Source organism: Flavonifractor sp. HCP28S3_F3 (assembly GCF_052065355.1).
Classification (GTDB): domain Bacteria; phylum Bacillota; class Clostridia; order Oscillospirales; family Oscillospiraceae; genus Flavonifractor.
The window spans coordinates 52,960-65,702 of sequence record NZ_JBQHUF010000006.1 but is presented as its reverse complement, the minus strand read 5'-3'; the positions used below and the strand labels follow the sequence as shown (position 1 = coordinate 65,702).

The 12,743-nt window shown below is 51.3% G+C and carries 11 protein-coding genes and 3 pseudogenes; 7 read left to right on the top strand and 7 right to left on the bottom strand.

What is annotated here, in order from left to right:
- Both asrA and ACTNB1_RS07550 read right to left on the bottom strand, forming a co-directional pair.
- Positions 1 to 1,038, bottom strand: coding sequence for an anaerobic sulfite reductase subunit AsrA (asrA, locus tag ACTNB1_RS07555; protein ID WP_441168646.1), 1,038 nt, complete (start codon positions 1,036 to 1,038; stop codon positions 1 to 3).
- Between the two features lie 188 nt (positions 1,039 to 1,226).
- The gene (locus tag ACTNB1_RS07550) at positions 1,227 to 2,108 is read right to left on the bottom strand and encodes a LysR family transcriptional regulator (RefSeq protein WP_441168645.1); all 882 of its coding nucleotides are present in this window, start codon (positions 2,106 to 2,108) and stop codon (positions 1,227 to 1,229) included.
- A gap of 121 nt (positions 2,109 to 2,229) precedes the next feature.
- On the opposite strand from ACTNB1_RS07550, the pseudogene ACTNB1_RS07545 reads away from it, so the two are divergent.
- Positions 2,230 to 2,352: pseudogene (locus tag ACTNB1_RS07545) on the top strand (sporulation transcriptional regulator SpoIIID); the annotation flags it as partial.
- A 648-nt stretch (positions 2,353 to 3,000) separates the two neighbouring features.
- Here ACTNB1_RS07545 and ACTNB1_RS07540 read toward each other — a convergent pair.
- The 3 genes from ACTNB1_RS07540 to ACTNB1_RS07530 all read right to left on the bottom strand — a co-directional run bounded on the left by ACTNB1_RS07540 (position 3,001) and on the right by ACTNB1_RS07530 (position 6,454).
- Complete coding sequence (locus ACTNB1_RS07540; RefSeq protein WP_441168644.1) at positions 3,001 to 4,689, bottom strand: AlwI family type II restriction endonuclease; 1,689 nt, start codon at positions 4,687 to 4,689, stop codon at positions 3,001 to 3,003.
- 14 nt (positions 4,690 to 4,703) lie between these two features.
- Positions 4,704 to 5,552 carry a DNA adenine methylase gene (locus ACTNB1_RS07535; RefSeq protein ID WP_412569580.1) on the bottom strand — a complete coding sequence of 283 codons (849 nt, stop codon included), beginning with the start codon at positions 5,550 to 5,552 and terminating at the stop codon, positions 4,704 to 4,706.
- Positions 5,553 to 5,644: 92 nt separating this feature from the next.
- Positions 5,645 to 6,454 carry a helix-turn-helix domain-containing protein gene (locus tag ACTNB1_RS07530; RefSeq protein ID WP_441168643.1) on the bottom strand — a complete coding sequence of 270 codons (810 nt, stop codon included), beginning with the start codon at positions 6,452 to 6,454 and terminating at the stop codon, positions 5,645 to 5,647.
- Positions 6,455 to 6,652: 198 nt separating this feature from the next.
- Here ACTNB1_RS07530 and ACTNB1_RS07525 point away from each other — a divergent pair, with 198 nt between their 5' ends.
- From ACTNB1_RS07525 to ACTNB1_RS07500, 6 genes and pseudogenes are all read left to right on the top strand, one after another.
- Entirely contained in the window at positions 6,653 to 7,060 is a 408-nt protein-coding gene (locus tag ACTNB1_RS07525) for a cysteine-rich VLP domain-containing protein (protein WP_441168715.1), read from the top strand.
- Positions 7,061 to 7,171: 111 nt separating this feature from the next.
- Positions 7,172 to 7,567 carry a replication initiator protein A gene (locus ACTNB1_RS07520; RefSeq protein WP_441168642.1) on the top strand — a complete coding sequence of 132 codons (396 nt, stop codon included), beginning with the start codon at positions 7,172 to 7,174 and terminating at the stop codon, positions 7,565 to 7,567.
- A 182-nt stretch (positions 7,568 to 7,749) separates the two neighbouring features.
- Positions 7,750 to 8,697, top strand: a complete 948-nt coding sequence (gene mobV / locus ACTNB1_RS07515; RefSeq protein ID WP_441168641.1) for a MobV family relaxase — start codon at positions 7,750 to 7,752, stop codon at positions 8,695 to 8,697.
- A gap of 83 nt (positions 8,698 to 8,780) precedes the next feature.
- Positions 8,781 to 8,960: a hypothetical protein gene (locus ACTNB1_RS07510; RefSeq protein WP_441168640.1), complete on the top strand. Its 180-nt coding sequence runs from the start codon at positions 8,781 to 8,783 to the stop codon at positions 8,958 to 8,960.
- 93 nt (positions 8,961 to 9,053) lie between these two features.
- Positions 9,054 to 10,091: pseudogene (locus tag ACTNB1_RS07505) on the top strand (recombinase family protein); the annotation flags it as partial.
- Between the two features lie 484 nt (positions 10,092 to 10,575).
- Positions 10,576 to 10,725 (top strand): annotated as a pseudogene (locus tag ACTNB1_RS07500) (sporulation transcriptional regulator SpoIIID); the annotation flags it as partial.
- A 28-nt stretch (positions 10,726 to 10,753) separates the two neighbouring features.
- Here ACTNB1_RS07500 and ACTNB1_RS07495 read toward each other — a convergent pair.
- A complete protein-coding gene (locus ACTNB1_RS07495; RefSeq protein WP_441168639.1) occupies positions 10,754 to 11,077 on the bottom strand; it encodes a hypothetical protein in 324 nt (107 codons plus the stop codon).
- 270 nt (positions 11,078 to 11,347) lie between these two features.
- Positions 11,348 to 12,703 (bottom strand): MATE family efflux transporter, encoded by a 1,356-nt coding sequence (locus ACTNB1_RS07490; protein WP_441168638.1) that lies wholly within the window; start codon positions 12,701 to 12,703, stop codon positions 11,348 to 11,350.
- Positions 12,704 to 12,743: the final 40 nt, after the last annotated feature.

Genomic DNA, 12,743 nt, shown 5'->3' with positions numbered 1-12,743 from the left:
TTACTGATTGGCCATGGAAGCCTTGATCTCTTCCACAGCGGCGTTGACCTTGTTGACGGTAGCGGAGATGGAAATGAGCTCCGGGCAGCGGTGAGTGCAGCGGCCGCAGCCCACGCACATGTGCTGCTCACCAAAGCGGGCCTTGTAGTCGTGGAACTTGTGGAGCACCTTGTAGCGCATCCGGTCCCCGGCGGTGGAGCGGAACTCCTTCTGCCCGGCCATCTGATCAAAGCCGGCGATCTGGCAGGAGGCGGTGACCCGGCGGCGCTCGCCCACCTCGGGGTTGTCGCCGTAGATCACGTCACGGGTGGTGAAGCAGGTGCAGGTGGAGCAGGCCACAGTGCAGGCGCCGCAGGAGATGCAGCGGCTGTTGAATTCCTTCCACATGGGGTGGCTCTTCAGAGCCAGGCGCACAGCCTTGTCGTCCAGGTCGGGTACGGTGACCTTCAGCTCGTTCTCCTCCACGAAGGCAGGGGTGTAGTCGGTCTCGGTCATACCGGCAAAGTAGGGGGCAAAGGTGTCGTCGGTGACCTGCACCTGCACGCCGTTAGCGGAGAACTTCAGGGCCAGGGAGTAGTCGTCGGTCTTGTTGGTGCCCATGGACACGCAGAAGCAGGTGTCGTCGCCGCCGTTGCACTCCATCATGGCGAACTTCACCAGGTCCCGGACCCGCTTGTAGTACAGGTCCTCATAGCCGCCGTTACCGGCGTAGATCTTGGCCTGGATGTGCTGGGCGTTGATGTCGCAGGGGCGGGCCAGGATGAGGATGGGCTTCTCCTTGACCTTGCTGGCCCGGTACTCGTCCTCAGTGAAGTAGAAGATGGCCTGCTGGATGGGGGTGATGACCTCTTTGGCGGGGTAGTCGGACTTCACGTCCCACACGATGTCGGCAAAGCAGTCCACCTCGGCGTACTTCACCACATCCGTGTCGGAATAGCGGCCCGCCTTGGGGAAGCGCTTGGGGGCGTAGATCCGGTAGTCCTTCTTGAGTGCGCTCAGCACGGCGTCCGCCTGAGCGGCGGTGAGGGAGAAACCCATGCTCCGTACCTCCTTAATAAAAATAAATTAGATTCTGTTAATAAAATAACATTGTCCGCACCCAAAAGGAAACTTTTATTTTATTATGCTTTCATAATCTTTTCTAATGGCATAAGCAAAAGAAGCCGCATTCCGTCTGAAAGAACGAAATGCGGCTTAAATAGTTCTCTTTTCTGCTAAAAAATGATTTATTGGCCGGATAATTCCCGAAAAACCTGTCGGAATTCCTCCTCAAATACGCTGTCCTTCCGCCACAGGAAGGTAAACTCGTGGGAGACCTGAAAATCGGCCAGCTCCACCTGGAGGATGGAGCCGTCGGCCAGCTCCCGCTCCACCGCCTTGTGGTAGAGGAAGGTAATGCCGCAGCCACGCTTGACCAGCTCCTTGATGACAAACAGGTCGCTGATCTCGATGATGTGGCGGAAGTCGGACAGGTGGTAGTTCATCCCCTCCAGGGCCTTCACCAATACGTCCCGGGTGCCCGACCCGTCGTTGCGGAGGATCAGCTCCTGGGAAAACAGGTCCCGCAGGTGGAGCGAACCCTCAGGCAGGGGGTAGCCGGGACTCCGGACGCAGATGTAGGGCTCATAAGACCAGAGGATATAGTCATACTCGCTCTTGTGGAAATAGCCCTCCACCACTGCGAAGTCCAGCTCTCCCTCGTTGAGCCGCCGCAGCAGGCTCTTGGTGTCCTCCACCACCATGTGCACATCGGTGGCAGGATTGCGCTTCATGTAGTCGGCCACCCGCTGAGGCAGCAGGTACTCCCCGATGGTGAGGGTGGCTCCGAAGCGGATGGACCGCCGTCCCGCCTTCAGGTCCCCCATATCCCGCTTCAGCTTCTCCTCGTCGTGGCGCATGGTGAGGGCAGCCCGCTGGAGCAGCTCGCCCTCCGGGGTGAGGGTGAGCTGCTTGTTCCGATAAATAAACAGCTTAACGCCGTAGTAATTCTGCAAATACTGGATATGCTGCGTCACCGCCGGCTGGGTGATATTCAAATTCTCCGCCGCCCGGGTGTAGTTTCTGCACCGGCACACCTCCAGAAAGGTATCCATGCGAAAGTCCAGCACAGGCCTCCCCCCTTTCTTTTTTCCTAGTATACTCCATTTCCCTCCGGCGGGAAAGGGGAATCTCCGGCGGCGTGGGCGCATATACATGCCCCGTGAGAAACATTGCGGGGAGTGTTGCTGTGTGAAAGGGAACATCGAGGAGCGCGCCTGCCGGCTGGCGCTTTACATCATAGAGAACAAAGCGACGGTGCGCGGCGCGGCCAAGAAGTTCGGCATCAGCAAATCCACGGTGCATACGGAAGTAATAAATTAGAACGGTTGATATGGGCGATCCAGTAAGCGGCCATATCAGCAAATAGGCGGCATAGATCAGCACCGGGGACGGGCTGGCCTATGCCGCCTATTTCGTTTTGGAGGGAATGGGTACAGCTGCTCCTATGCAGGCTGTACCAGCTTCCCGACAAAATAGGGGTTTCCAAAGGGGATATCCCTTTGGCACACGACTTTGCAACGCAAAGTGTAGTGTGTTATACCTGCTGGCGTGGCTGGCGGAGAGAGCGGGGCGCGGTGCTTTTTGCGATCCACTTGCTCCGGCAGGAAACCAGGCTGACTTTTTGTGGATGGGAATGAACAAAAATCAGGCTGGTTTCAGAGAACGGCGGCAGGTATATGAAAGCCTCCGTCCCTCGTCCTGCGCTCCGACTTGTGGACAAAATATCCCGAAGTTGTGGCCACACTCCCGGAAAAGTAGCAGGACAGCGGACAACCGTCAAGGCTGAAATAAACGGGTTTACATCCGGTCTTGACTGTCGCCCTCAGTCCCGCTGAACGGGCAGACAAGGCGGCTAATCCCTCAAAGTGCATGGCCGCATTCTTTTAATTTAGGAGCGGTCTCCCTCGCAAAATTGAAATAGGCGGGAAGCCATTTTAGGGCTTTCCCGCCTTTGCTATTTTATGATGCCAGCCACATATCAACACAAGCTTGGATGCCAGAACGCCAGTTGTTTTCATCAGTTGCTTTTTCACATAGCATAATGGCGTAATCAAGAAAACGTCGAATGTCTTTTGGCTCTGGCTGAGTTTCGTAATTGTACGAATTCTCAATAAGACGCATGAACTGGTCTAATTCTAACGGGATAATTTTAGACTTCCCGCCATAGAGCGCAATAGAAAGATGGTTTAATCCATAAAAATGCGCTAAAGTCGCTGCGTTGATTGTTGGCGCGATAAAAAGACAGTAGGTTTCTTTTCCGCTTTTCTTTTTTAATTGTCCGTAATGTCGTGCAACGGGCTCTCCTTCCGATTCGTACTGGCGTTGACCGGACTGTAATGTCACTTCTACGGATAGGGCAAAATCATCATAGTCACATTCAATATCCGGCATATTTCCAGCCGCAGTAGACAGCGGTTGTCCGGCATCATCAAAATTGAAGTTGCCTTTGATATTTCCACCGTCAAGCATTGTCATAGCTCGCCATGTGTTATACTCAAACATCAAAGGAGCGTCATAATATTCATCGGCAATAATTTCGTTGAATGTATCTATGATTTCTGAATACAGAGCATAGGACTTTATCTCGGCCACTTGCTCATGAATAACAGCATCTTTGTGCTGTTTAACTATATCGTCGCGTAAATCTTTTAGTTCTTCAATGGGTTTCCCAGCTAATTCTCGTCTTGTGAAAGAGCCAATACGCATAAGGACATCCACAATATTGGCTTCGTTATCTGTATAGAGAACAGGAGAGTTAGCAGAAAATAAATATGCCTTGTAAGCATTTGCATCATCAATATAAACAGGGTCGCGTGATACTGTCGAAAGGATAAAATCTACTTCGACAATCTTATCCTCAAAAATTGATATAGACCGACTTTTGTGTGAAATGGAGATTAGTCCAGTATATCTCAAATATCTGAAACAAGCATCTGCATAATCTCTCATATTGCTTTTTTGCGTAGCAATAAATTTTTTGAGGCTGGCGTCGTTAGTCTCTCTTGTTCTCGTTTTACCAGCCGCAATCCTATCTTTATGTATTTCTAATATTGCATTTTCCCATATATCGTTAACAAAACGCTTGTATTGCCCTCTATTTTGAGATTTTTCTTCCCTGAATCGCAAAATAGAATCTCTTATCGCTTCAAATTTGTGATAATCTGTCATTTGAACGGCAAATATTTTGAATTCATCAAAAGTAATATATTCTAATTCTCGAACCAGTCGTAAGATTTCAAGATAAGGTCGAATATAAAAAGTCCCTACAATATTTCTGTTCTCCGAATGATATGGAGAAGGTAACTGAAACTTTAGTAACTGCCGTAAAAATATCTCCTGTGGACGCTTCCCGTAAATGAAAGAATTCCCTGCTTCAGTTAATGCCACACAGGGATTTAGATCGATAAAACCTAAAGCCTTTGGTGCTCGATTGATACGATCTCGAGCACTAAAAGCCTTATCAGACGGTGATCCTTTTCCTTCAAAAAAATCGCTTTGAGCCAATTCGTCTATAAATTCTTCTTGGGTTAGTTTGTTCCATGGCTTTCCTGAAAACCTTTCAGACAAAAGTTTTATTTCAGGGATCATCTTAGCAGGTGTCCTCGGTGAAGTAGTAAAGAACAGCAATTTATTATCAATTCTTGCCACAACGACACCTCCTGTTAATAATTTTTAACGATAATGTGCATTTTATCGTTGTTAAATCGATTTTTTATATTGACTGAGTAGTTCTTATAATACTCATCAAATATATACCCTCCATACAATTCTTCGGTTAAGGGCGTTTTCCCTATTACCATTAGAGCACGACACGGCAAATTTCTAAAATCAGCAGCTAAACGCCTATGTTCTGCCTCATCGAAACCGTTCATCATATCAATATTGCCATAATCATTGAAAACGCAGTCATACGGCGGGTCAAGGAAGATAAAGTCATCAGCCTCGGCCATATTGAATATATCATTGTAATCAAGATTAAACAATTCCGCTCTTTGTAACAATTCGCTATGTTGTTGCGTTACTAATCTGGTATTGAGATTTGGATAACGGCCAAACGGAACATTATATTCTCCGTTGTTATTATAGCGAATCATTCCAGAATATGCCGTTTTATTGATGAAGAAGTATAAAACTCCATCTAAATAGGTATCGTCAGGATGGTTAAACAACTCCCTCATGCGATAGTATAGATCTTCATTTGCGTTGGGAACCCTCTCATCAGGGGTCAATGCTTTTAATCTCTTAAATTCTGCTTGGTTAGCTTCGTATAATTGTTGAAGTGTATCAAGCTGTGTACGCATGGTTGGATAGTCATCTCTCAGCTGCTGATAAAATGTCATTAGCCGCGTATTAGCATCGTTGATAATTGCAGTATCAGGTTCGAGATAAAAGTAAACGGCTCCGCCGCCAAAAAAAGGCTCAATATAGCGGTTGAAATCATCTGGTATATATTGAAGAAAGCGGGGAATTTCTCTCGATTTTCCTCCACGATATTTCAAAACTGGGTTCATCAGTACACCTCGCTTTCTAAAGTTCGGAAAAAGTAATCAAAATAATCCATCTTCATTGTAACACACAAAGCTATCCGCTACAACCGATGTTTCTATTTTTCCACCTGCTCAATCATCCTTTTCGCCAACTGCTGGAACAGGTCGGCAGTTTCCTCGTCCATCGGGGCAAGCTGTCCGATCTGTCCAGCAACTATTTTTGTTACATCGTCTATGGTAAGCGGGTTTTGCTTCTGTTCCGCCAGTGTATCCCTCATGGTCTGAAGCATTGCGGCGGTGGCTACTTCTCCCGGCTGTCCACCGCTATCCATATCTTTTTTAACATCCCGCAGGATGGTAAGGAACACATTCTTGATTTTTTCAATCTCCGCTTCATGTTCCCCCATCTTCTGGGCGTTCAAAAGCTGCAAATCCGGCTTTGCTTCTGCCCGATATTCCGGGTGTTCTTTCATCAGGTCAGACAGGGAAGCCGTTGCCATCTCGATAATCTGGTTTCGTGCCATTATCCCCTTTGCTGCCGTGTCCTGAAAATATATCCGTATCAAATCTATCAGTTTGGGGAAATTCCTGTGTTCTAACAAACGATTGAGGATTTGTACATCGATAGCGCCCGTCACAAGCCTTTTAACCGCTTCATTAGACAGGCCCAGTTCAGAAATATCATAGCTTTTCGGGACGCTGACAGGGGTAAGGCCCAGGATATAATCCGTAGATGTTTTCAATTCCTTTGCCAGCTTTATCAGATAATCGCTGCTGATAGTTTTGAGGCTGCCATTTTCAATGCGGGTGATCTGGGATGCATCGATCCCGGTTTTCCGGCTCAATTCTTTCTTTGTCATCCCCAGGTTCGTCCTCAAATCGCCAATCCGGTCGCCTGGATGTTCCTCAAACTGTTTTGCCGCCATATTTCCCCCTCCTTGCCTGTATTTCTTTCAGTTTACCACACCATTCCACATTTAGGAATAGCAGTAATTGCAGATTTACAATTTTGAAGGTCTACACGATGGCATAAATGCAATTCCCGCAGAAAAACGGGAATTGCATTTTTTCATGATAAACTGATCTCACAACCGGTTGAATACAACAAGAAAAGAGGGGTCAGCATCCATCCTACCAAAACTTTGCCGCCGCTGGAACGCAGGCCAGACGGTTCCCTTTACCGCATGACACCAGCGCAGCGGAAACGGGCAAGCGCCCTGATACGCCGGGAGTGCTGTTGCTGTGAGGACGGCAACTGCATTGCCCTTGATGATGGGGACGCCTGCACCTGCCCGCAGACGGTTTCTTTCTCGGTCTGCTGCAAGTGGTTCCGATGGGCGGTCTTGCCGCTGGACGGGGCGTTGGAAGCAGAGATTTTCCGGGACAAGGACTTGAAACGCTGTGCGGTCTGCGGTAGCGTGTTCGTCCCCAAATCCAACCGGGCTAAATACTGCCACGGCTGTGCCGCCAGTGTTCACAGGCGGCAGAAAACAGAAAGTGAACGGAAAAGGAGGTCTTGTGTGGACAGTTAGGAGTGAAAAAAGCCTTGATTTATCAGGCTTCGCAAGCCCCAAACCGGGGCGGGTGGTATAAACTATCGCCCACCCCGGAAAACGGGCTTCTAATCGTCCACAAAACACGCTATGACAAACACGATTTACATTCATCAGCCGGAACAGGCGTTCAGCTTCACCCGGCTCCCCAATTTCCTTTTTGAAGCCCCTACATTCCAGCCTCTGTCCAACGAGGCAAAGCTGCTGTACGCCTTTATCCTGCGACGGGCGGAGTTATCCCGGAAAAATGGGTGGGCGGACGAATGCGGGCGGATTTATCTGTACTATCCCATCTGTGAGGTGGTAGACCTGCTCCGCTGTGGGCGGCAAAAGGCGGTGAATACCCTGCGGGAACTGCAATACGCCGGGCTGGTGGAGATCCAGAAGCAGGGCTGTGGAAAACCCAACCGCATTTACCCAAAATCCTATGAAGCGGTTTCAAACACCGACTTCAAGAAATCCGGTTATGGTACGCCGGAGGGCTGAAAACCGTACCCATAAAGTACGGAAATCACCCTTGAGAAGTACGGAAACCGGACGGTATATAGAAATACAAAGATTAAAAGATTGATTTAGATTCTATCCATTCCAATCCTATCCGAGCTATTTCCTGCGGGGTTTTCCCTGTGGAAAACCCCGGATGGGAAAGGAATGGGGAAAGGAGTTTCATGGCACAACACGCAATTTTGCGTTTTGAGAAGCACAAAGGCAACCCGGCAAGGCCGCTGGAAGCCCATCACGAACGGCAGAAAGAGCAGTATGCCAGCAATCCCGACATTGATACAGCCAAGAGCAAGTACAACTTCCATATCGTCAAGCCGGAGGGATGCTATTACCACTTCATTCAGAGCCGCATTGAGCAGGCTGGATGCCGTACCCGCAAGGACAGTACCCGGTTTGTCGATACCCTGATTACTGCCAGTCCGGAGTTTTTCAAGGGGAAATCCACAAAAGAAATACAGGCATTTTTCCAGCGAGCGGCGGATTTCCTCATTGACCGGGTAGGCCGGGAAAATATCGTGTCGGCGGTGGTACACATGGACGAGAAATCGCCCCACCTGCATTTGACCTTTGTGCCGCTAACAAAGGACAACCGCCTGTGCGCCAAAGAAATCATCGGTAACCGGGCAAACCTGACGAAATGGCAGGATGACTTCCACGCCTACATGGTGGAGAAATACCCGGATTTGGAGCGCGGGGAGAGCGCCAGCAAGACAGGCCGGAAGCATATCCCCACCCGGCTGTTCAAACAGGCGGTTTCTCTCTCCAAACGGGCCAGAGCCATCGAAGCCGCCCTTGACGGCATAAACCCGCTGAACGCCGGAAAGAAAAAGGAAGAAGCCCTCTCCATGCTGAAAAAGTGGTTCCCGCAGATGGAGGACTTCTCCGGGCAGCTGAAAAAATACAAAGTCACGATCAAAGACCTTTTGGAAGAAAATCAAAAGCTGGAAGCAAGGGCAAAGGCCAGCGAAAGCGGAAAGATGAAAGACCGCATGGAACGGGCAAAGCTGGAAAGTGAACTGGAAAATATGCAAAGGCTGCTTGACCGCATCCCGCCGGAAATCCGCAGGGAATTAGGGCAGGCACAGCGACCCCGCCGGGGGCATGATCTTTGATAACCCTATCAGGTACTATTTTCCGCCTTGTTTTCATAGACATGGACAAAGGGCAGGCAGCAAAGGGGAGGTGGGAAGCTGCTGTGAAAAAGAGGAAACTCAATTACCGGTTCCATAACCCTAACCCAACGGCAGCTACCGCCGATTACTTACTGAAAATCTTTATGGAAGCAAACCAGGAAAAGGTACAGCTTGCCATACAGGCTGCCGCAGATACGGCGGACGGTTCCGGCAAAAAGGAAAACGAGGGGCACCCTGCATAAGCGGGGCGCCCCTTTCCCTATTGCAATCCTAAACAGCACATGATAAAATAGGGATGTAACAGAACGGTTTGATTTTAACAGAGAGGTTTTGCTATGAATATCGCTGCTTACTGCCGCGTTTCCACCGATAAAGAAGATCAGCTCAACAGCCTGGAGGCACAGAAGGAGTTCTTTTCAGAATACACCAAGCGCACCGGGGACAACCTGGTGCGGCTGTATGCCGACGAGGGTATTTCCGGGACAAAAATCAAAAACCGAAAAGAGTTTTTGCGGATGATGTCGGACGCGGAGCATGGCCTGTTTGATATGGTGGTGGTCAAGGACATCTCACGCTTTGCCCGGAATACAGTTGACCTTTTGCAAAATGTCCGCAAGCTGAAAGCGTTGGGAATCGAAACCCAGTTTTTGACCGCCAACATGACCAGTATGGGCAACAGCGAATTTGTGCTGACGATCTTCGGGGCCCTGGCCCAGGAGGAGAGCGCCAATACCTCCAAGCGGGTGAAATTCGGCAAGAAAATGAACGCTGAGAAGGGAAGAGTCCCCAACATCGTCTACGGGTATGATAAGATCATCGGGGATTACTTCAACCTCGCAATCAACGAGGAGGAAGCGGCAGTTGTCCGCCAGATTTATGAGTGGTATATTAAGGACGGCTATGGGGCGGCAAAAATCTCTATCTTCCTCAATGAGCGCGGCCTGCGGACAAAGCGGAACTGCCAATGGAGCCAGAACGGTGTCTGCCGCATCCTGACCAACGAACTCTATACCGGGAAAATCATCAACGGCAAGCAGGAAGTGACCGACTTTTTAACCGGCCAACGGGCGGACAAGGACGCTTCGGAATGGATGGTGGTGGAGCGGCCAGACCTGCGGATCATTGACCCGGAAACCTTTGAGCGGGCCCAGCAAATCATGCAGTCCCGCGGCAAGGCGTTCAAAGTGGATAAAGAACGGCAAAGCAACAAATACCTGTTCTCCACCCTCATCAAGTGCAAGGAGTGCGGCTGGTCTTTCCGGCGCACCGTCCGCACCTACAAGAACACCTATGTCCGCTGGGTCTGCTCCGGCCACAACGGGCGCGGGGCGGACAACTGCCCCAACGCCGTGACGGTGGACGAGGATGAACTCATTGAGGTTTTGCAGGAATATTTCGCCGGGTTGCTGAAAGCAAAGAAAAATGTCATCCGCTATGTAGTGGGGGAATTCCAGCGGGTCTACAAGGCAAAGGATGAAAACCTAAACTATGAAAAGGAACTGACCGCCCAGCTTGCCAGACTGCAAAAGACACGGCAAAAATATATGGATATGTACGCCGACGATTTAATCTCCCGCGAGGAACTCAATGATAAGATCGGCGGGATGCGGAAAGAGATCGAGCGGCTGGAAAACGAGCTGAAAATGGTGTCTTACCATCTGACAAAAGGTGAGCAGCTGGAAGGCGTCCTGCAACAAACTTTCAAAGAAATTGAGGACATCACCGATGTGCGGCAGATGACCAACGCCCAGCTCAAGCGGATCATCCAGAAAATCGAGGTGGACAAGGACGGGAATGTGGATATCTATCTGCGCCTGTTCGGTGATTTGGGCTTGGACGAAACCGTTCTAATTCGTCACGACGAAACACAAGGACCTGAGCGAGCGGCTGCCCGCCTTCAATCGCACCCTCTATCTCCAGGTCAAGCAGGTGCTGGATGAAAACAAGGCCGAGCGGCACATCCGGGGAGGGATTGCCACCAGAAACAAATACCGCGGCGGGGCATAAGCCCGCCGCGGTCATTTTTCTGCTAGTTTCAGCCCAGCAGGACCCCCAGGGCAGCCAGCGCAGTGCAGAGCACCACCGCCGCCGAGGCGCACACATCCGCCAGGATCCAGGGGGACAGGGAACGCTTGGGCGCAGGAGCCTCCTCCGGCTCAGCGTCCTCCTCCACCGGGGAGACCGCCTCCGGCTCCAGAGCCCGGCGGTAGGCCTCAAAGTCCAGCACCTTCCCCTCCGCCGGGGCGGGCTTGGCCTTTTTGGGCAGGACCACACAGCGCACCTCTTCTCCTCCGGATACCTTCCGGTCTCCCTCTACGGTGATGCGGGCGGCGTTCAGACGATAATAAATGGTCTCCATGGCGATCCCTCCTGCTCATCTTCCTTTGATAAGCACATTATCCCACGTCTGCTGTCCCATAGAATGGACTCAATGTCCCTTTATCCACATAGACGGCACAAACGGTGGAAAAGTTCCCTCTGTTTATCAGAACTTATGTTCGAGTAGAGTATACAACATATGTTCGATTTTTGCAAGAGAAACTTTAGGGAGAAAAGACCGCTGACAGGGACTGAGGAGCAGGCAGAAAAAAACACCGGAACCTTTTGGAGGTTCCGGTGTTTTTCTGTTTTAAATCATCTCTTTGGGAGGCGCCAGCCATTTGCCCAAACAGTAGTAGACCAGCATGCCGATGGAGGTGACCGTCCAGGTAATGGGATAGCTGGCCGCCACCATGTTGATGGTGTGGTAGACGGGCACCACGGTAAACAGCCACAGCAGCCGCAGACCGCACACGCCGAACACGGTAATCAGGGTAGGCACCAGGGACTTGCCCGCTCCCCGGATGGCGCCGGAGAGCAGTTCTATGAGGATGTAGGTGATATAACTGGGGGCCAGGAAGTGGACCATGCCCACTCCGATCTCCAGCACGTCGTGGTCAGGGGTAAAGATGGTAAGGATGGGCCGGGCAAAGAGCACCATAATGACGCTGATGCCCAGGGTAATCAATGCGCTCATGCCCACCGATATCCTTACACCCTTTTTCAGCCGGTCATACTTGCCTGCGCCGTAGTTCTGCCCGGCGAAGGTGGTCACCGACTGGGCCATGGCGGTAATGGTCATCCAGAAGATCACGTCCATTTTTCCATAGGCGGTCCAGGCGGCCACAGCGTCGGTGCCGAAGGAGTTGATGGCGGTCTGAATGACGATATTGGAGGCGTTGTACATCACGGACTGGAGGGCGGTAGGCACGCCCACCCGCAGGATAGCCTGGAGGAGGGAGCCATGGAAGGCCAGCTCCCGGGGAAAGAGCTGGAAGGGCGCGCCGTTGGCCCGCATGAGAGAGAGCACCACCAGCACGGCGGAGAGCAGCTGAGAAGCCACCGTGGCGATAGCCACACCCAGCACGCCCAGGTGGAACACCACCACCAGCAGCAGATCCAGCACGATATTGCACAGAGAGGCGGCAATGAGGAAATACAGAGGCCGGCGGGAATCTCCCACCGCCCGCAGTACGCCGGTACCCATGTTGTAGACCAGATTGGGGATCATGCCCAGGAAAAAGACCCGCAGATAGAGAATTGCGCCGGGCAGGGCGTCCTCGGTGGTATTCATGGCCCGCAGAGCCCAGGGAGTAAGGAGGAAGCCGACGATCATAAAGACCGCGCCCATGAAAATGGCCAGCAGCATGGCGGTGTGGACGCCTTTGTGGACTTCCTCTCCCAACCGGGCGCCGTAGCGCTGGGCAATGATCACCACCGCACCGGCAGCCAGGCCGGTAAAGATACCCACGGTCAGGTTGACAATGACGCTGGTGGAACCCACGGCAGCCAGGGCGGTCTTACCCACGAACCGGCCCACCACCACCGTATCCACTGTATTGTACAGCTGCTGGAAGAAGGTACCGAACCACAGGGGAAAGAAAAAGGCCAGAAGCTGTTTCCAGATGACGCCCTGGGTAATGTCGCCGGTCTGACCCAGCCGCATGGATATCCCTCCTGAACAGAAAAATGGTGCGGTCCCCAAG